This window comes from Citrobacter youngae, from assembly GCF_003818115.1.
In the GTDB taxonomy this organism is placed as follows: domain Bacteria; phylum Pseudomonadota; class Gammaproteobacteria; order Enterobacterales; family Enterobacteriaceae; genus Citrobacter; species Citrobacter youngae.
Window position 1 is genome coordinate 152635 of sequence record NZ_RPOI01000004.1, and the last position, 18034, is coordinate 170668.

At 51.0% G+C, this 18034-nt stretch carries 17 protein-coding genes and 3 tRNA genes; 9 read left to right on the forward strand and 11 right to left on the reverse strand.

Going from position 1 to position 18034, the window contains the following annotated elements; all coding sequences use genetic code 11:
* Positions 1–3 precede the first annotated feature (3 nt).
* The 3 genes from EHN13_RS03030 to EHN13_RS03040 all read right to left on the reverse strand — a co-directional run bounded on the left by EHN13_RS03030 (position 4) and on the right by EHN13_RS03040 (position 3514).
* Complete coding sequence (locus EHN13_RS03030) at positions 4–954, reverse strand: ABC transporter substrate-binding protein (RefSeq protein WP_061068495.1); 951 nt, start codon at positions 952–954, stop codon at positions 4–6.
* Positions 955–1027: 73 nt separating this feature from the next.
* Entirely contained in the window at positions 1028–2011 is a 984-nt protein-coding gene (locus EHN13_RS03035) for an ABC transporter permease (RefSeq protein ID WP_003034055.1), read from the reverse strand.
* Positions 2012–2014: 3 nt separating this feature from the next.
* Positions 2015–3514 carry a sugar ABC transporter ATP-binding protein gene (locus EHN13_RS03040; RefSeq protein WP_061068496.1) on the reverse strand — a complete coding sequence of 500 codons (1500 nt, stop codon included), beginning with the start codon at positions 3512–3514 and terminating at the stop codon, positions 2015–2017.
* Positions 3515–3978: 464 nt separating this feature from the next.
* Here EHN13_RS03040 and fucI point away from each other — a divergent pair, with 464 nt between their 5' ends.
* From fucI to fucR, 4 genes are all read left to right on the forward strand, one after another.
* Entirely contained in the window at positions 3979–5754 is a 1776-nt protein-coding gene (gene fucI / locus EHN13_RS03045) for an L-fucose isomerase (RefSeq protein WP_124020858.1), read from the forward strand.
* A 113-nt stretch (positions 5755–5867) separates the two neighbouring features.
* A complete protein-coding gene (fucK, locus tag EHN13_RS03050; RefSeq protein ID WP_124020859.1) occupies positions 5868–7286 on the forward strand; it encodes an L-fuculokinase in 1419 nt (472 codons plus the stop codon).
* A gap of 1 nt (position 7287) precedes the next feature.
* The gene (gene fucU, locus EHN13_RS03055; protein ID WP_124020860.1) at positions 7288–7710 is read left to right on the forward strand and encodes an L-fucose mutarotase; all 423 of its coding nucleotides are present in this window, start codon (positions 7288–7290) and stop codon (positions 7708–7710) included.
* A 58-nt stretch (positions 7711–7768) separates the two neighbouring features.
* Positions 7769–8497, forward strand: coding sequence for an L-fucose operon activator (fucR, locus tag EHN13_RS03060; protein WP_048213092.1), 729 nt, complete (start codon positions 7769–7771; stop codon positions 8495–8497).
* 31 nt (positions 8498–8528) lie between these two features.
* Here the strand turns inward: fucR and rlmM are convergent, their stop codons facing one another.
* The 4 genes from rlmM to EHN13_RS03080 all read right to left on the reverse strand — a co-directional run bounded on the left by rlmM (position 8529) and on the right by EHN13_RS03080 (position 11544).
* On the reverse strand, positions 8529–9629 hold the full coding sequence (gene rlmM, locus EHN13_RS03065) for a 23S rRNA (cytidine(2498)-2'-O)-methyltransferase RlmM (protein WP_048213093.1): 1101 nt from the start codon (positions 9627–9629) through the stop codon (positions 8529–8531).
* A complete protein-coding gene (locus EHN13_RS03070) occupies positions 9622–10017 on the reverse strand; it encodes a DUF423 domain-containing protein (protein WP_003034037.1) in 396 nt (131 codons plus the stop codon). Before EHN13_RS03070 ends, rlmM begins: the two co-directional genes overlap by 8 nt.
* An 18-nt stretch (positions 10018–10035) precedes the next feature.
* Positions 10036–10953, reverse strand: coding sequence for a glycine cleavage system transcriptional regulator GcvA (gcvA, locus tag EHN13_RS03075; RefSeq protein ID WP_101741626.1), 918 nt, complete (start codon positions 10951–10953; stop codon positions 10036–10038).
* A 363-nt stretch (positions 10954–11316) separates the two neighbouring features.
* Positions 11317–11544 (reverse strand): YgdI/YgdR family lipoprotein, encoded by a 228-nt coding sequence (locus EHN13_RS03080; protein ID WP_124020861.1) that lies wholly within the window; start codon positions 11542–11544, stop codon positions 11317–11319.
* Between the two features lie 192 nt (positions 11545–11736).
* On the opposite strand from EHN13_RS03080, the gene csdA reads away from it, so the two are divergent.
* A complete protein-coding gene (gene csdA, locus EHN13_RS03085; RefSeq protein ID WP_048213095.1) occupies positions 11737–12942 on the forward strand; it encodes a cysteine desulfurase CsdA in 1206 nt (401 codons plus the stop codon).
* Positions 12942–13385: a cysteine desulfurase sulfur acceptor subunit CsdE gene (gene csdE / locus EHN13_RS03090; RefSeq protein WP_048213096.1), complete on the forward strand. Its 444-nt coding sequence runs from the start codon at positions 12942–12944 to the stop codon at positions 13383–13385. Before csdA ends, csdE begins: the two co-directional genes overlap by 1 nt.
* A 68-nt stretch (positions 13386–13453) precedes the next feature.
* Here the strand turns inward: csdE and tcdA are convergent, their stop codons facing one another.
* Positions 13454–14260 carry a tRNA cyclic N6-threonylcarbamoyladenosine(37) synthase TcdA gene (gene tcdA / locus EHN13_RS03095; protein ID WP_003825630.1) on the reverse strand — a complete coding sequence of 269 codons (807 nt, stop codon included), beginning with the start codon at positions 14258–14260 and terminating at the stop codon, positions 13454–13456.
* Positions 14261–14394: 134 nt separating this feature from the next.
* Complete coding sequence (gene mltA, locus EHN13_RS03100; RefSeq protein WP_042310759.1) at positions 14395–15492, reverse strand: murein transglycosylase A; 1098 nt, start codon at positions 15490–15492, stop codon at positions 14395–14397.
* A 205-nt stretch (positions 15493–15697) separates the two neighbouring features.
* On the opposite strand from mltA, the gene EHN13_RS03105 reads away from it, so the two are divergent.
* The 3 genes from EHN13_RS03105 to EHN13_RS03115 all read left to right on the forward strand — a co-directional run bounded on the left by EHN13_RS03105 (position 15698) and on the right by EHN13_RS03115 (position 16232).
* A tRNA-Met gene (locus EHN13_RS03105) sits at positions 15698–15774 on the forward strand.
* 152 nt (positions 15775–15926) lie between these two features.
* Positions 15927–16003 (forward strand) — tRNA-Met (locus tag EHN13_RS03110).
* A gap of 152 nt (positions 16004–16155) precedes the next feature.
* A tRNA-Met gene (locus EHN13_RS03115) sits at positions 16156–16232 on the forward strand.
* Positions 16233–16373: 141 nt separating this feature from the next.
* On the opposite strand, the gene EHN13_RS03120 is transcribed toward EHN13_RS03115, so the two are convergent.
* Positions 16374–17423 carry a fimbrial protein gene (locus EHN13_RS03120; protein ID WP_124020862.1) on the reverse strand — a complete coding sequence of 350 codons (1050 nt, stop codon included), beginning with the start codon at positions 17421–17423 and terminating at the stop codon, positions 16374–16376.
* A gap of 12 nt (positions 17424–17435) precedes the next feature.
* Positions 17436–18020, reverse strand: a complete 585-nt coding sequence (locus EHN13_RS03125) for a fimbrial protein (protein WP_101741622.1) — start codon at positions 18018–18020, stop codon at positions 17436–17438.
* Between the last annotated feature and the right edge of the window lie 14 nt (positions 18021–18034).

Sequence of the window (18034 nt, forward strand, 5' to 3'; positions counted from 1 at the left end):
GTCTTATTTTTTACCGAATGGGTGCAACAGCTTGTCGATTTCCGGTGTATCAATGTTCTGCGCATTAACAAATTTCACCGGAATATCAATTTCTTTCGGTACTGACTGACCTGACACGGCCGCATTCAGCGTCTTAATACCCTGATAGCCAATCTGGTACGCATCCTGTACAACAAAGCCCTGGATCACGCCAGATTTCAAGAAGGCAATGATTGCTTCGGTGCTATCAAAACCAATCACCTTCACTTTACCTTTCAGGTTTTGGCTATCAATGGCGTTCGCCACACCCAGCGTTGAGCCTTCATTGGTGCCGTAGATCCCGGCAATATCGGGGTTTGCCTGGATCATATCGATGGTTTTATCCATCGCTTTTTGCGGATCGCCATCACTGTACTGAACCGGCAGAACTTTGATATCCGGATATTTTTCCTTCATTCTGGCCACAAAACCTTCCGAACGTTCAATTGCGGAAGAGGTTCCAGCCACGTGCGCAATAATGCCGACTTTCCCTTTGCTACCCACTTGTGCAGCGAGAGCATCTGCCGCTTCAGCCCCTGCTTTACGGTTATTCGTTGCCACAAAGCTGACAGGAATGTCAGAATTTACGCCTGAGTCAAACGTCACCACCTTGATGCCGCGTGAATTCGCTGTTTCCACTAATGGCGCAAGCGCATTGGCGTCTAATGCCGCCAACAGCAACCCATTAGGTTTTTGCGCCATTGCGTTTTCAACCAACTGAATCTGCTCGGCAATCTGAGTTTCATCGGCAGGCCCAACATAGCTGGTCTTATCGCCCAACTCTTTCGCTGCCGCTTCGGTACCCATTTTTACGGTCTGCCAGAATTCATGCTGGAAGCCTTTACTGACCACAGGAAGGTTCATATCTTTAGCCAGTGCGCTGGATGTCATGCAGGCCAGCAGGGATAACGCATAGACAAAATTCCTGGTTCTCATTGTTTTACTCCGTTCTGAGTGAGTCACCCTAAACGTCAGGGTTATGTTGTCCCGTGACTTCCGGGTGCGTAAATCAACGAATTTTTTTGCGTAAAGTGTCGAGATAAACCGCGGCGATAACGACTACGCCCATGGCCACCATTTGCCAGAACTGCGAGACGCCCATCAGGTTCAGACCATTTTTCAACACGCTCATAATGAATGCGCCGATAATGGTGCCGCCAATAGTGCCAATCCCCCCCATCAGGCTGGTACCGCCAATGACCACCGCAGCAATGGCTTCCAGTTCATAGCCCACGCCGACGGTCGGCTGGCCCGAGTTCAAACGAGAGGCCAGAATGACCCCGGCAATCCCGGTCAGCAGACCACAAAATGCGTAGACGAAAATTTTCACGCGCTGGACTTTAATCCCGGAAAGATGTGCAGCAACCTCATTACTGCCCACGGCATAGACATAGCGGCCAATCACCGTTTTCTTGAGGATATATGCGGCGATCAGTGCGACAACCACGAGGTAAAAAACGGGGTAAGGCAGCACATCGAACAAGCGTCCCTGCGCCAGCATCTTGAAGGTGGGATAATCAGCAAAGTAAATTGCCCGGCCGTCAGTCATTACCATATTGATGCCTCTGACGGACATCATCAGACCCAGGGTGGCAATAAAGGGCGGAATAGTCATTTTAGTAACCAGCAATCCATTGATATAGCCGCATAATCCACCCGCCAGCACACCCGCCAAAATACATACGGGCAGAGGTAATCCCAGCGTGGCGCTGATACCTACCGCAACACCAGAAAAGGCCACTACCGAGCCAAGAGAAAGGTCGATTCCTGAAGTGATAATGACGAAGGTAACGCCAATCGCCATGATGCCAATCACCGAGGTTTGCAGGGCAATTGTCATAATGTTTTCAGTGTTAAAGAAGAAAGGTGATCCAAAACTAAAAAATATCACCAGAATAATCAGACTCAAAAGCGGCGCCAGGCGCATTAAAAGCTCTTTGTTAATTTTTATTTTCTTATTATTGCTGTCTGAAGAGGTTACAGAGATAGTCATAAATTAGTCCTCTAACGTCGCATATTGCATGATTTTTTCTTGTGTGGCGTCATCAGAAGCTAACTCTCCGGTAATACGCCCATTACGCATAACTAAAATGCGATCGCACATACCCAGCACTTCCGGTAATTCAGAGGAAATCATGATAATTGATTTCCCTTTTGCCACCAGTCGATTCATTAATTCATAAATTTCAAGTTTGGCTCCCACATCAATACCGCGGGTGGGTTCATCAAAGATGAGAATGTCGGTGTCTTTGCATACCCATCTGGCAATAATAATTTTTTGCTGATTACCGCCACTTAAATTCAACGCAGCCTGTTCAAGATGCGGCGTCTTAATACGCAGTGCTTTCACCTGCTCTTCGCTGGTTTGCTGACAACGTTTGCTGTCCACATTGCCATATCGGTTGGAATATTCGGGGTAATTTCCTAGCATAATATTGCGTTCAACGGACAATCCTAATGCCAGGCCCTCTTTTTTTCTGTCCTCGGTTAAGTAGCTAATACCCTGCTGGATGGCATCAGGAATATCCTTGATTACCGTCTCTTTACCGTTCAACTTGATGGTTCCGCTGTCGATAGGATCGGCACCAAAGATAGCCCGTGCCAGCTCAGTACGCCCGGCCCCCATCAGCCCGGCAAAACCTAAGATTTCCCCCTGATGCAAGGTAAAATCGATATTGTTCAGTACGCCTTTGCGCGTCAGTCCACTGACTTCCAGCACCGGTTTACGCTGGGGTTGCGGCTCCCGACGGGGATAGATATTGCCAAGGTCACGCCCAACCATCATGGCAATCAGGTCGCTGATTTTGACCGAATCATAATCCACGGTGGCAATAAACTGTCCATCACGCATGACGGTAGCGCGATCGGCTATCAGCGCCAGTTCCTCCAGTCGGTGCGAGATATAAACGATGCCCGTTCCCTGTTCTTTAAGTAAGCGTGTAACCCGGAATAAACTGTCAATTTCGGTTTCCGTCAACGCCGCCGTTGGTTCATCCATAATAAGAATCTTGGCATTCACCGATATCGCTTTCGCAATCTCAACCATTTGTTGCTGAGCAACAGTAAGATCGGCAACCAGCGTGTCTGGGGAGATATTCAGGTTTAATTTTTGCAAAATATCGATCGCAGCCTGCCGCTGTTGTTTCTCATCCAGGCGCCAGCGATTATTTTTGCAAAACTCCCTGCCAATAAATATATTGTCTTCGACCGTCAGTTCAGGAAAAAGGTTAAACTCCTGATGAATAATGGTGATACCTACGCTTTGTGCGCTCAATGGGTTTGCAAACGAAACGGGTTGGTTCTCAAAAATAATATCCCCTTCATCAGGTTGATATACACCGGATAAAATTTTCATCAGGGTAGACTTTCCCGCGCCATTCTCCCCCAACAGCGCATGAACCTCACCTTTGCGTAAAGTAAAATCCACATTACTCAACGCTAATACGCCGGGAAAACGTTTCGTAATATGACTCATCTGTAAAAATGTTTCAGACATTGCTGCTTTCCTCAATATACAGAAACTGTAATCAGTGAATCAGGCGAAAAACAGCGTTGCCAGGAAGCCATCGTCACCGTTAATGCGAATGTGTCTACAAGATCATATGCGTTTTATCAACGATGCTAACTCGAGTTAGCGATTGCCTTTTAAAGCTATTTTAGCTGCCAAAAATAGCCAAATCATTTGGTTTAAAACTGTGACACTGAACAGACAATTTATTTTATCTTATTAATTTAAAAAGAATTTAATGAAAAAAACTGTATTTGTTTATTTGACGCAGATCGAATTTTAACCACTTCTCGTGAGGCTTCTCACAGTTCCATAACAAAAAAGTTGTGCAAAAAACTCTCTAATACCTAAGCTAACTCGAGTTAGCAAAAATGGGTAATTCAGCCAACTGCGACAGTGGTGTCCGACATCCGCTTTTGCAGCACGGCATAAAGTGAGATGAGGAACCTCGAATGAAAAAAAATAGTTTACCGAAAATCGGTATTCGTCCGGTGATTGATGGGCGTCGTATGGGTGTACGCGAGTCGCTCGAAGAACAAACCATGAACATGGCAAAAGCCACTGCCGCACTGATTTCCGAGAAACTTCGTCATGCCTGCGGGGCACAGATCGAGTGCGTTATCGCAGACACCTGTATTGCCGGATTGGCTGAATCTGCCGCCTGTGAAGAAAAATTTAGTAGCCTGAACGTCGGCGTGACAATTACCGTCACGCCGTGTTGGTGCTACGGCAGCGAAACTATCGATATGGACCCTATGCGCCCGAAAGCCATCTGGGGTTTCAACGGGACGGAGCGTCCAGGTGCCGTGTATCTGGCTGCAGCACTGGCTGCACATAATCAAAAAGGGCTTCCCGCCTTCTCTATTTACGGTCATGACGTGCAGGATGCAGGTGATACCACTATCCCTGCCGATGTTGAAGAAAAACTGCTGCGTTTCACTCGGGCAGGTTTAGCCGTTGCCAGCATGAAAGGTAAAAGCTATCTGTCCGTCGGCGGCGTTTCAATGGGAATTGCAGGCTCTATTGTCGACCATAACTTCTTTGAATCCTGGCTGGGAATGAAGGTTCAACCTGTTGATATGACCGAATTGCGTCGTCGCATTGACCAGAAGATCTATGACGAAGCGGAGCTGGAAATTGCCCTGGCATGGGCGGATAAACATTTCCGTTATGGCGAGGATCAGAACGCACAACAGTATAAGCGAAATGAAGAACAGAGCCGTGCAGTGCTGAAAGAGAGCCTGCTGATGGCCATGTGCATTCGCGACATGATGCAGGGTAACCAGAAACTGGCAGAGAAAGGCCGGGTTGAAGAGTCGATGGGGTACAACGCGATTGCCGCCGGTTTCCAGGGCCAGCGCCACTGGACGGATCAATATCCAAACGGCGACACCGCCGAAGCGTTGCTCAACAGCTCATTTGACTGGAATGGCGTGCGCGAACCGTATGTCGTCGCCACCGAGAACGACAGCCTGAACGGTGTCGCAATGTTGTTTGGCCACCAGCTCACCGGCACGGCACAGGTCTTTGCCGATGTGCGTACCTACTGGTCGCCAGAGGCGGTAGAACGCGTCACGGGTAAACCGCTGACCGGCCTTGCTGAGCACGGCATTATTCACCTGATTAACTCCGGTTCAGCAGCGCTGGACGGCTCCTGCAAACAGCGCGACGGCGAAGGGAAACCAACCATGAAGCCGCACTGGGAAATCTCGCAGAAAGAAGCGGATGATTGCCTGGCGGCAACCGAATGGTGCCCGGCTATTCACGAATACTTCCGCGGGGGCGGCTACTCTTCTCGCTTCCTGACCGAGGGCGGCGTGCCATTCACCATGACCCGCATCAACATCATCAAAGGCCTGGGACCGGTGCTGCAAATCGCCGAAGGCTGGAGCGTGGAATTGCCGAAAGACATGCATGACCAGCTTGATGCGCGCACCAACTCCACCTGGCCGACCACCTGGTTTGCTCCACGCTTAACCGGTAAAGGCCCGTTCAGCGATGTCTATTCCGTGATGGCTAACTGGGGCGCAAACCACGGTGTGCTGACGATTGGTCACGTCGGCGCAGACTTTATTACGCTCGCCGCCATGCTGCGTATTCCGGTGTGTATGCACAACGTGGAAGAAGAGAAAATTTACCGCCCTTCCGCATGGGCAGCCCACGGTATGGACAGCGAAGGCCAGGATTACCGCGCCTGCCAGAACTATGGCCCGCTGTATAAGCGTTAAACATCGAGCGATTGCCTGATGGCGACGCTTACACGTCTTATCAGGCCTACGAAGTGGAAGGTTTTGTAGGCCGGATAAGCGCAGCGCCATCCGGCTACGTTTGGGGAGCAATTATGAAACAAGACGTTATCCTGGTCCTCGACTGTGGCGCGACCAACGTGCGGGCTATCGCCGTTGACCCTCAGGGAAAAATCGTTGCCCGCGCCTCAACCCCCAATTCCAGTGATATCGCCACAGAAAATAGTAGCTGGCATCAGTGGTCGCTGGAGGCCATTCTGCAACGTTTTGCCGACTGCTGTCAGCGGCTCTCTGCGCAACTGACCGCCTGCGAGGTTCGCGGGATCGCAGTCACCACCTTTGGCGTAGACGGCGCGCTGGTTGATAAAAACGGCAAGCAACTGTATCCGGTGATCAGCTGGAAATGCCCACGTACCACGGCGGTCATGGAGAATATCCACCGCTACATGTCACCGCAGCAGCTGCAGGAAATTTCCGGCGTCGGCGCGTTCAGCTTCAACACGCTGTACAAGCTGGTATGGCTTAAAGAGAATCACCCACAATTGCTGGAACAGGCACACGCCTGGCTATTTATTTCATCACTGCTCAACCATCGCCTCACCGGCGAGTTCACCACCGATATTACCATGGCGGGCACCAGCCAGATGCTAAACATCCAGCAGCGCGATTTCAGTGATGACATTTTGCAGGCAACCGGCATACCGCGCCGACTGTTTCCACGTCTGGTGGAAGCGGGCGAACAGATTGGGGTACTGCAACACGAGGCCGCCAGCCTGCTCGGTCTTCCCGCTGGTATTCCGGTCATCTCTGCCGGACACGACACGCAGTTTGCGCTATTTGGCGCGGGAGCTCAGCCAGACGAACCGGTGCTCTCTTCCGGCACATGGGAAATTCTGATGGTGCGCAGTGCGCAGGTGGACACCGCCCAGCTTAGCCATTATGCGGGTTCCACCTGTGAACTGGATAGCCAGCCAGGACTCAATAACCCCGGCATGCAGTGGCTGGCTTCCGGCGTCCTCGAATGGGTACGTAAGCTGTTATGGACTACCGATACGCCCTGGCAAACGCTAATCGATGAAGCGCAGGCCGTTCCGGCAGGGGCTGATGGGGTAAAAATGCAGTGCGATCTGCTCACCGGCGCGAACGCGGGCTGGCAAGGCGTGACGCTCAATACCACCCGCGGGCATTTTTATCGCGCCGCGCTGGAAGGGCTGACAGAACAACTGCAGCGAAATCTGCACTCGCTGGAAAAAATCGGTCACTTCCAGGCGACCGAGCTGCTTTTGGTTGGCGGGGGAAGCCGCAACGCATTGTGGAATCAGATCAAAGCGAACGTGCTCAAAATCCCGGTCAAAGTGCTGGATGATGCCGAAACCACCGTGGCGGGCGCCGCGATGTTTGCCTGGTCAGGTATTAGGGAATTTACCTCACCGGAACAGGCCCGTGCACAGGTGCGGTATCAGTACCGTTACTTTTATCCGCAAACCGAATCCGAACTGACAGGAGTCGAGTAACATGCTCAAAACGATATCTCCCTTAATTTCGCCCGACCTGCTGAAGGTGCTGGCGGAAATGGGTCACGGCGATGAGATTATCTTTTCCGATGCCCACTTCCCGGCCCACAGCATGGGACCGCAGGTGATTCGCGCCGACGGCCTGCTGGTCAGCGACCTGCTGCAGGCGATTATTCCACTGTTTGAACTGGACAGTTACGCCCCACCACTCGTGATGATGGCCGCCGTCGAAGGAGACTCGCTCGACCTCGACGTAGAAGCGCGATATCGGCAGGCACTGTCATTACAAACACCTTGCCCGGACATCACTCGCATTGACCGTTATGCATTTTATGAACGCGCACAAAAAGTATTCGCAATCGTTATTACAGGGGAGCGGGCAAAGTACGGAAATATCCTGTTAAAAAAAGGGGTAACGCCATAATCTCTTACCTGAATGCCCGACAGGTACGGGCATTCATCGCATGATGGGGTGAGAAAACATGAAAGCAGCGCGCCTGCAAGCAATCCTGGATCTGTTGAGCAACCATAAAAGTCTGACGACTGAAACCTTATCCTCACAGCTCAATGTCAGTAAAGAAACTATCCGTCGCGATCTTACGCAACTGCAGGCGCAGGGTAAGGTACTGCGTAATCACGGGCGCGCCAAAGTGATACATCGGGTAAACCAGGACTGCGGCGAGCCGTTTCATATCAGACTGAAAAGCCATTATTCCCACAAAGCAGATATCGCCAGAGACGCGTTAACGTGGATAGAGGAAGGTATGGTGATCGCGCTGGATGCCAGTTCTACTTGCTGGTACCTGGCTCGCCTGTTGCCAGACATTAACATTCACGTATTTACGAATAGCCAACCGATTTGCCTCGAATTGGGTAAACGTGAAAATATTCAGTTGATCAGTTCCGGCGGTCGCCTTGAGCGTAAATACGGTTGCTACGTTAATCCATCGCTCATCTCACAGCTAAAGTCACTTGATATCGACCTGTTCATCTTTTCCTGCGAGGGGATCGACCGTGGCGGTACACTTTGGGATTCCAACGCTACCAACGCCGATTTTAAATCCATCCTGCTTAAGCGTGCGGCGCAGTCATTATTATTGATTGATAAGAGTAAATTTAATCGCTCGGGTGAGACGCAGATTGGGCATCTGGAAAATGTGACGCATATTATTTCAGATACAGAAATGATTGAAACAACCCACGCCGGATGAGGCGTTCACGCCGCCATCCGGCATATAAGTATTATCGTTCGTCGCGACGACCGCCGACGGCAGCCCACAGACGACGCACGTGCACGGTGACTTCTTCACGGTCGTGATAAAGCTGACGCGCCTGAATCTGGGCATTTACGCCATGTTCATCAAGCTGGGCCTGAATGTAAGCCAGGTTCTGTGATACCTCTTCGTAGCGTTTTTTCATCGGCAGCTTGAGGTTGAAAATCGTCTCACGACACCAGCCGTTGACCAGCCATTGTGCCATCAGCGCGGCAACCTTCGCTGGCTTCTCCACCATGTCGCACACCATCCATGAGATGTTGTTGCGATTCGGGCGATACTTAAATCCATCCTCCCGCAGCCAGGTGACCTGCCCGGTATCCATCAGGCTTTGCGCCATCGGACCATTATCCACCGAGTACACCCACATATTGCGTTTAACCAGCTGATAGGTCCATCCGCCCGGGCAGGCCCCTAAATCCACCGCATACATTCCATTGGCCAGACGCTCATCCCACTCATCGGCAGGGATAAACACGTGCAGCGCCTCTTCCAGCTTCAACGTTGAACGGCTCGGCGCATCCGCCGGGAATTTCAGACGCGGAATCCCCATGTAGAACGGGGAGTTATTGTCAGGCCAGGAATAGCCGGTATAGCAACAGCCTGGCGCAATAAAGAAGACGTGCACTACCGGACGTTTTGGCGTTTCATGTTTTGCCAGCACGCCCGCTTCACGCAGCGCGGCGCGCAGCGGTACGGTAAATTTGCGGCAAAACTTAACCAGCTCTTTGCTTTCATTCGTGTCGGCAACTTCGACACGCAAATCGCCGCCTTTCTCCACCACGCCCTGCAGCATACCGACGATCGGTGTGATGCGGTCTTCCGGCGGCAAATATTGCAGTAACTCGCCGACAACAAACATTTGGCGAGCAAAAATCAGCGAGCTAAACGGCAACTCTTTAACCAGCTTTTCCGCATCTTCCTGCTGATAGCATTCAAAGATGACATAACCCGCATTTTCTTTGACGCGGGCGAAACCAAAGATTTCGCGACGCCCTGCTTTATCCGTAATTTCTGCGGCGCACTCTTTTTCAAAACCCGGGCGACACAACAATACAACCTTATTCATGGCTTACGCCCTTACGTTTCAATCGAATAGCGCCCACTAACATCAGTGCCCAGCCTACAAGGAAGCTAAAACCACCGACAGGGGTAACAAACGCCCACAGGCGTAAATGAGAAAGCGCGAGGCAATACAGACTGCCGCTAAACAGCACAGTCCCTAACGCCAGAAACACGCTACTCCAGTAAAACCAAATGCTGATGCGTCGCTGCATGGCGACGGCCAGACCAAAAATAGCCAGCGTATGAAATGCCTGATACTCAAGGCCAGTCTGGATCCACCCCATTTCAACAACGCCGAGGGTTTTACTCAGAACATGTGCCCCAAAGGCTCCCAGAGCTACAAAGATAAAGCCACTGACGGCGGCAAAAATCAGCATAAAACGGCTGGTCATGTTAATACCCTACGTAAATTATTGTTCATAACGAAAGCGGAATTTTTCTTGTTCCGTAGCCGCTTTCGCCAGTATCCACTGACGGAAGGCGGCTATTTTACCCAGTTCTGCCTGACTGTCATGACAAACCAGATAAAATGCGTTTTTGCTGACCAGAACATCATTAAATGGACAAACCAGACGTCCGGCTTCAATTTCGGACTGCGCCATAACGTTATTGGCCAACGCAACGCCCTGTCCATGGATAGCGGCCTGTAGCACCATGGCGCTATGGCTGAAGATAGGTCCCTGCTGTACGTTGATATGATTCAGCCCAAGCTGGCGTGTATAAGCTTGCCAGTCACGCCGTGACGCATCGTGCAACAATGTGTGTTTAGCCAGATCGTCGGGCGTCTTCAACGGCTTATCACCGGTGAGTAATAGCGGCGAGCATACCGGCAATAAATATTCTGCGTACAATTTTTCAACGCGCAGACCCGGCCAGTTGCCGCGTCCGTAGAAAATCGCCACATCCACATCGTCAGCCAGTTTGTCTTCCTGACGGTCCACCGCCTGGATCCTGACATCGATTCCCGGATAAGCTGAGTTAAAGCTAGAGAGTCTGGGCACCAGCCATTGGATCGCAAAACTGGGCAATAAACTGACCGTAAGCGCACCTTTTGCACTACGTGCCTGAAGTTTACGCGTCGCGTCGGTTAATTGCGAAAAAATCTCTTTGATGTCGAGGAAGTAGCTTTGGCCTTCTTCCGTCAACAGTAAAGATCGATTGCGTCGACGAAACAGCTTCAGCCCAAGGAAATCCTCGAGTGACTTGATTTGATGACTTACTGCGGCCTGCGTCACAAAAAGCTCTTCTGCTGCACGCGTAAAGCTCAAATGACGCGCTGCAGCATCAAAAACACGCAACGCATTTAAGGGTGGTAATCGTTTTGACATGACTTTTAGGCTTTGATGTTAAATGAATTTAACAATTAGCTAACAGGTTGTAACCTATTAGTTTTTTTTATCTGAGCCATTATAAATTGTCCGTTGAGGTTCTACCAGCAAATACCTATAGTGGCGGCACTTCCTGAAGCCGGAACGAAAAGTTTTATCGGAATGCGTGTTCTGGTGGGCTTTTGGCTTACGGTTGTGATGTTGTGTTGTTGTGTTTGCAATTGGTCTGCGATTCAGACCATGGTAGCAAAGCTACCCTTTTTCACTTCCTGTACATTTACCCTGTCTGTCCATAGTGATTAATGTAGCACCGCCAAATTGCGGTGCTTTTTTTTGTCCGACTCTTTGTCGATGGATGACCGGTTAGTTATCCAGTTCTACCATCTCTTTCACGTCAGTGCGGTTAATCTGCTGTTTGTTGCCGTTAGCGTCTTTATACGAAATCATCCCCGTTTCATTATCGGTCTTTGGCTTACCGTCAGACACGATTGTCCGGCCATCGTTGGTGTGCATCACGTAATTCGGACCGGAACAGGCGCTCAGGGTAAAAGTCAGCATACAGGCAGAGATTATGGCGGTAGTCTTTTTCATATTCTTCTCCTCACAGCAATTTATGCCAGATAAAACGAATTTCATAACAGGCAAAATTATTCGCCTAACACTATCTAGCATAAGACACTGCACAGACTTCGCGGGGATATCCAGAGGATTCCGATGGTTAGCGCAACCCTTGTGTCTGCGCCCTTTTTGCGCCACGATCCGTTTACTGAACTGAGGAATACCATGAACGCTTTTAACCCCACGCAGTTTCGCGCACAATTTCCCGCACTCAACGATGCAGGTGTCTATCTCGACAGCGCCGCGACGGCATTGAAGCCGCAGGCGGTGATTGAGGCGACCCATCAGTTTTATAGTCTGAGCGCCGGGAACGTCCATCGCAGCCAGTTTGCTGAAGCCCAGCGTCTGACCGCGCGCTATGAAGCCGCGCGGGAAAAAGTCGCACGGCTGATTAACGCGCCGGATGACAAAACAATCGTCTGGACCCGTGGCACGACGGAAGCTATCAATATGGTTGCCCAAAGTTATGCGCGTCCGCGCTTACAACCGGGCGACGAGATTATCGTCAGCGTAGCGGAACATCACGCCAACCTGGTTCCCTGGCTGATGGTGGCGGAGCAAACGGGGGCCAACGTCATCAAGCTTCCGCTCAATGCCCATTTGCTGCCTGACACTGAGCGTCTGGCGGACCTCATCACCCCACGCAGTCGCATTCTGGCTCTCGGTCAGATGTCGAACGTCACCGGTGGCTGCCCTGACTTAGCCCGCGCGATTACGCTTGCTCATGCGGCAGGCATGGTGGTGATGGTGGATGGCGCTCAGGGAATTGTACATTTCCCCGCTGACGTTCAGCAGTTAGATATTGATTTCTATGCCTTTTCCGGACACAAATTATATGGTCCGACGGGCATTGGCGTATTGTATGGTAAACCAGAACTGTTGGAGGCCATGTCACCGTGGCTCGGCGGCGGTAAAATGATTAGCGAAGTCAGCTTTGATGGTTTCTCCACACAAGCGGCACCGTGGAAGCTTGAGGCAGGCACGCCGAACGTTGCGGGCGTCATTGGATTAAGTGCGGCGCTTGAATGGCTTGCGGATATTGATATCGTGCAAGCCGAAAACTGGAGCCGCAGTCTGGCGACGTTGGCAGAAGATATGCTGGCAAAGCGGCCAGGATTTCGTTCCTTCCGCTGCCAGGACTCCAGTCTGTTAGCCTTTGATTTCGCAGGCGTTCATCACAGCGACATGGTGACGCTACTGGCCGAATATGGCATTGCGCTGCGAGCGGGGCAGCACTGCGCACAACCGCTGCTGGCGGAGCTGGGCGTCTCCGGGACGCTGCGCGCCTCATTTGCACCTTATAATACGCAAAGCGATGTGGATGCGTTGGTCGCAGCCGTTGACCGCGCACTGGAAATATTGGTGGACTAATGACAAGCCCTCTGCTCGCCGGACACCCGTTTGGCACAATCGTAACGGAAGAGACGTTACGGAATACTTTTATCCCGCTCACCCAGTGGGAAGATAAATATCGTCAACTTATTTTACTGGGCAAGCAACTTCCGGCCCTTTCAGATGATCTGAAAGCGCAGGCAAAAGAGATTGCCGGATGCGAAAACCGCGTTTGGCTGGGGTACAGTCTGCATGAGAATGGCACACTTCACTTCTTCGGTGATAGTGAAGGCCGAATTGTGCGCGGCCTGCTGGCGGTACTACTCACGGCTATCGAAGGTAAAACTACCGCGGAGTTACAGACGCGTTCGCCGATGGCGTTATTTGATGAGTTGGGCTTAAGCGCACAACTGAGCGCGTCACGTAGTCAGGGGCTGAATGCGCTCATTGAGGCAGCTCAGGATGCCGGATGGCAACGCTGATGCGTCTTATCCGGCCTACAACGCTGCGTGAACCGTAGGTCGGATAAGCGTCACGCCATCCGATACAATCAGGCCTGACGCGCGGCTTTCGCCATCATTTTCTTCAGCGCGTGAGAGACCGCAACAAAACCAAATGTCGCCGTCACCATGGTGGCAGCGCCAAATCCGGATGCGCAATCCATACGCTTCGGCCCTTCCGCCGTAGCCTTCATTGCACATACCGAGCCATCTGCCTGCGGATACACCAGCGCTTCGGTCGAGAACACACAGTCCACGCCCAGTTTGCCTTTGCTGTTTTTCACCACTCCAAAATCGCTTTTCAGTCGCTCACGTAGCTTCGCCGCCAGCGGGTCCTGGATGGTTTTTGCCAAATCAACCACCTGAATCTGCGTCGGGTCGATCTGCCCACCCGCGCCACCGGTGGTGACCAGCGGAATTTTATTGCGCCGACAATAAGCGATCAGCGCCGCCTTCGGGCGCACGCTGTCGATAGCATCGATGACATACGAAAAGCCCGCGTTCATATACTCTGCAACGTTATCTGGCGTAACAAAATCATCAACTACGTTCACCCGGCACTCCGGGTTAATCTGACGGATACGTTCAGCCATCACTTCAGCTTTTGCCAGGCCAACGTTATCGCGCAGAGCATGGATCTGGCGGTTAGTATTAGTGACACACACATCATCCATATCGATAAGCGTGATGGCGCCAATGCCGGTTCGCGCCAACGCTTCCGCCGCCCATGACCCCACTCCGCCAATCCCAACCACGCAAACGTGCGATTGAGCAAACAGTTGCAGCGCATTTTCGCCATACAGACGCGCCGTACCGCCAAAACGCTGACGCCAGGCATCACTTATAACCACAGACATAGAACCTCAGATATAGAAAACAAAAAGAGCGGACAAATGCCGCCCTTGATGACTGCATCACTGCCTGATGGCGGCTACGCCTTATCAGGCCTACTCAATAATCCAGGCCGGATAAGCGAAGCGCCATCCGGCAATTAACCGCTGAATACGTTACCCGCGTTGGCCGCTGTTTTCAGCACCCACACGCGTCCGTAGTGATTATACCACCCCGCACGGTGTCCGGCGTCTGCGCCAATGCCCTGGTAGATATCGAAGTGTTGCCCTTTGATCGCGCCCCCCACATCTAACGCCACCATCAGGCGCAGTTCGTACTGACCGGTAAACTTGCCGTTATTGTCCAGTAACGGGACTTCCGCCAGTAACGTTGTGCCCGCAGGAATGATGCTGCGGTCAGAAGCCACGGATGCGCGACCAATCAGCGGTACCGCGCTGGCCCCTTTCACCGGCGCAAAAGATTGCGGTTTAAAGAAGACAAACGATGGGTTCTGCTCCAGCAGCTCACGCACTTCGGCTTCGCTGTGCGTTTCACCCCAATGGCGAATGGCCTGCATCGACATATCTTCTTTTTTCACTTCGCCACGGTCGATAAGCACCTTACCAATACTGCGGTAGGCATGACCGTTTTTCCCGGCATAGCTAAAGAAGTTCAGCGGGCTGCCATCGCCAAAATCGATGTAACCACTGCCCTGAACATCCATAATGAAGTTATCCATCAGGGAGTTGCTGTACGCCAGAATGTAATTGTCGCTCAGCGCGCCAGCATAGATCTCGGCACGGCTTGGTAAGCGCCCACGTTTTGGCGGCATACGATAGATAGGATACTGAAACTCGCCCTGGCGCGTATGGCGCGCCTGAATAACCGGTGTGTAGTAACCGGTAAACTGAACGTTACCGTAGTTGTCCGCCCCTTCCATTTGCCAGGCGTCAATACCAAACTGGCGCATACTGCGCGTATCACCGCCCGCACGTAGCCACTGCTGGATAGCGTTGTAAACGTTACTCTGGTTACCGTACAAACGTGGCGATGCGCTGCGAATTTGATTAACCTGCTCGGCGAAATCACCGGCGTTAATTGGCGCGCCAACCGCATCAGGCTGGTTCACCAGTGAGAAAGGCTGGGTAAATTTCCCGTCTTTATACTGCTGCCCACGATCGGTGGGTTTTGAGGAACACGCGGCGAGCATCGCGACGACTGCTCCCGCCAGAAGATATTTTGCCCAACGTCCTTTCATTGTTCTCGTCTTATGTTGCCCGAATGCGAGACGAAGATAACAAACCCCTGAACCTAATGAAATGCGAATGCATACCCCAACGCAAATTTTGCGCAAAAAATAGTCCAAAGGGTGTTGTTTTTGTTCATCTTCACCTCAAAAACGTGATCAAGGTGAAAAAAGGGTTGCATGAAATCGTTAGCAGAGTATAGTGCGCATCCACGGACGCGGGGTGGAGCAGCCTGGTAGCTCGTCGGGCTCATAACCCGAAGGTCGTCAGTTCAAATCTGGCCCCCGCAACCAATTAAAATTTGATGTAATATTTTTGCAAAGTAGTTCGAATCACAGCAAGGCGGCAACGCAGTGAATCCTTAGGAGCTTACTCCAGTAAGTGACTGAGGTGAACGAGGAAAGCCAACGCAGGTGTGGTTTGAAATACGAAGCAAAAAGACGGACGCGGGGTGGAGCAGCCTGGTAGCTCGTCGGGCTCATAACCCGAAGGTCGTCGGTTCAAATCCGGCCCCCGCAACCAATTAAAATCTGATGTAATATTTTTGCAAAGTAGTTCGAATCACAGCAAGGCGGCGACGCAGTGAATCCTTAGAAGCTTACTCCAGTAAGTGACTGAGGTGAACGAGGAAAGCCAACGCAGATGTGGTTTGAAATACGAAGCAAAAAGACGGACGCGGGGTGGAGCAGCCTGGTAGCTCGTCGGGCTCATAACCCGAAGGTCGTCGGTTCAAATCCGGCCCCCGCAACCAACATAGTTTGTTAAGGCTATTAAATAAGACCTTAAAAAATAAAACCGCAAAAGCGTTTCGCTTTATGCGGTTTTTTTGTGTCTGCCGTTCTGTCATCCGCCCGTATCGATCAAAGACACAGGCAGTGGTCGTTCATTGGGGTTAATAGTAGCTGACGTTAATAGTAGCGGTAGCCTCGAATTTCCCATTCCTTAGCGGCGTACCGTCTGGCTCAAGATATAAGTAAATAGGACCAGAGGTATCAAACTCTTTCGGCGCGGAAGTGAACGGGCCACGAATGTCTCCGTTCCCCGAAAGAGCATCAATGATAAGGGGATTGTAAAAAGTATAAAGCGCCACACCAAAACCGCTGGCGGCATCATCACCAGCCAGTTTGTTTAGCAACAAATACTGGTCAGAACTCACCGGATTCCCATTACTCAGTATACGAGTCTCAATTTTAGTCGTCATCTTGCAGTTATTGTTACTAACACTTATCTCTTGATACGGCCCATTTTTAACTCCCCCCGTTCCGCCATAGAGCAGAAAGTTAAACGAACCAAAATCGACTTTTGACCTGTCAATAGACAAGTTACAAGTGGTTGGCGTAATCGGAATGGCAGGGGAATTAAAAAAAACCCCTTTCATAGCATTACTAAAGCCCACTCTAAAATACGTAGTATTCACTGCCGCAATCTGACTCGCTTTAACCCGATCGCTATAGTATCCCCCCGCATACCATAATTCGGCCTGAAACTCCCACCTGGCACCATTAAGCTGGGCAGGCGTCGCACTGAACATCCCCCCTTTTTTAAGATGCCCCGAAACGCTTCCACTGCCATCGCCATAGGTCACGGTGTACCAGAATCCATAACCAAACCCATTGGCGCTAGTGCCAGTGCCAAGCAGCAAACCACCATCAGGCATCGTTTCAGACAGTGAAGCCGTAGAAAAAGTATCCCCCGATACGGTGATGGCAGATCCCGTGGACGGATTACAGGTGGAAATAATCGGCCCACCGGCCAGTAATGAACTTTGGAATAACTGCTGCAAATTTGTGCTTGTCAGCATGACCGCCGTTACGGGCGACGATGCCATAGTTTGCTCAATATTTGTTCCCGTTGGCGTGGTAAATGCACAACTCGCCAATGCGCCGCGAACGCCACATAAGCCCAGCAATAACAGCATGATAAATCCATATTTTTTCAGCATAACATATCCTTTTTATTCATACGCTGCGGTCACGGAAACTTTCGCTGCATACAATCCGCTTGCGACGCCACTTTCGCCGTTGCCCACTTTCTGAAAACGCGTCGCGAAATGGAAGACTTGTTCACTATTCGTAGCAATTTGATTAGTGAATATAATTTCATCCAGCAGGACATTTCTTGCGCTGGCGCCATCCGTATTAAAAATAACAATGCCAACGTTGGTACTGTTTTGTAAATAATCGCTGAATACGCCATCAATAATAGGTTCGGCACCTATATTGCGAAGCGTTAAACGCATTGTTCTGGATATTGACGCCGTTTCGCTGCCACAGTTGGTGAGCGTAATATTAAACGGCGTATAGATATCTCCTCCACTGTAATCAGTAGGAGCTAAAGCGTTCAATACACCGCCGGCAGCAAACTGGCTTATATCTGTATCAGGAAGGGTTATCTCCTGTGCAACACTAACATTACATACGGGTAATACGGTTGTTGCCGTTACAGTAACATCCATCGTAGGTGCAACAATAAACGTTTCTGCCGCCAGCGCTGGAGAAGACAGGATTAACGTGAACAGGTAAGGAAGATAATAGCGCATGATAACCCCAGGTA

What these genes read in the sequence shown, in the direction of transcription:
- EHN13_RS03125 (WP_101741622.1), bottom strand. Translation starts at nt 18,020, where the DNA reads ATGCGCTATTATCTTCCTTACCTGTTCACGTTAATCCTGTCTTCTCCA.
- gcvA (WP_101741626.1), bottom strand. Translation starts at nt 10,953, where the DNA reads ATGTCAAAACGATTACCACCCTTAAATGCGTTGCGTGTTTTTGATGCT.
- rlmM (WP_048213093.1), bottom strand. Translation starts at nt 9,629, where the DNA reads ATGAATAAGGTTGTATTGTTGTGTCGCCCGGGTTTTGAAAAAGAGTGC.
- fucR (WP_048213092.1), top strand. Translation starts at nt 7,769, where the DNA reads ATGAAAGCAGCGCGCCTGCAAGCAATCCTGGATCTGTTGAGCAACCAT.
- csdA (WP_048213095.1), top strand. Translation starts at nt 11,737, where the DNA reads ATGAACGCTTTTAACCCCACGCAGTTTCGCGCACAATTTCCCGCACTC.
- EHN13_RS03120 (WP_124020862.1), bottom strand. Translation starts at nt 17,423, where the DNA reads ATGCTGAAAAAATATGGATTTATCATGCTGTTATTGCTGGGCTTATGT.
- EHN13_RS03040 (WP_061068496.1), bottom strand. Translation starts at nt 3,514, where the DNA reads ATGTCTGAAACATTTTTACAGATGAGTCATATTACGAAACGTTTTCCC.
- fucU (WP_124020860.1), top strand. Translation starts at nt 7,288, where the DNA reads ATGCTCAAAACGATATCTCCCTTAATTTCGCCCGACCTGCTGAAGGTG.
- tcdA (WP_003825630.1), bottom strand. Translation starts at nt 14,260, where the DNA reads ATGTCTGTGGTTATAAGTGATGCCTGGCGTCAGCGTTTTGGCGGTACG.
- mltA (WP_042310759.1), bottom strand. Translation starts at nt 15,492, where the DNA reads ATGAAAGGACGTTGGGCAAAATATCTTCTGGCGGGAGCAGTCGTCGCG.
- fucK (WP_124020859.1), top strand. Translation starts at nt 5,868, where the DNA reads ATGAAACAAGACGTTATCCTGGTCCTCGACTGTGGCGCGACCAACGTG.
- EHN13_RS03080 (WP_124020861.1), bottom strand. Translation starts at nt 11,544, where the DNA reads ATGAAAAAGACTACCGCCATAATCTCTGCCTGTATGCTGACTTTTACC.
- csdE (WP_048213096.1), top strand. Translation starts at nt 12,942, where the DNA reads ATGACAAGCCCTCTGCTCGCCGGACACCCGTTTGGCACAATCGTAACG.
- EHN13_RS03030 (WP_061068495.1), bottom strand. Translation starts at nt 954, where the DNA reads ATGAGAACCAGGAATTTTGTCTATGCGTTATCCCTGCTGGCCTGCATG.
- EHN13_RS03035 (WP_003034055.1), bottom strand. Translation starts at nt 2,011, where the DNA reads ATGACTATCTCTGTAACCTCTTCAGACAGCAATAATAAGAAAATAAAA.
- EHN13_RS03070 (WP_003034037.1), bottom strand. Translation starts at nt 10,017, where the DNA reads ATGACCAGCCGTTTTATGCTGATTTTTGCCGCCGTCAGTGGCTTTATC.
- fucI (WP_124020858.1), top strand. Translation starts at nt 3,979, where the DNA reads ATGAAAAAAAATAGTTTACCGAAAATCGGTATTCGTCCGGTGATTGAT.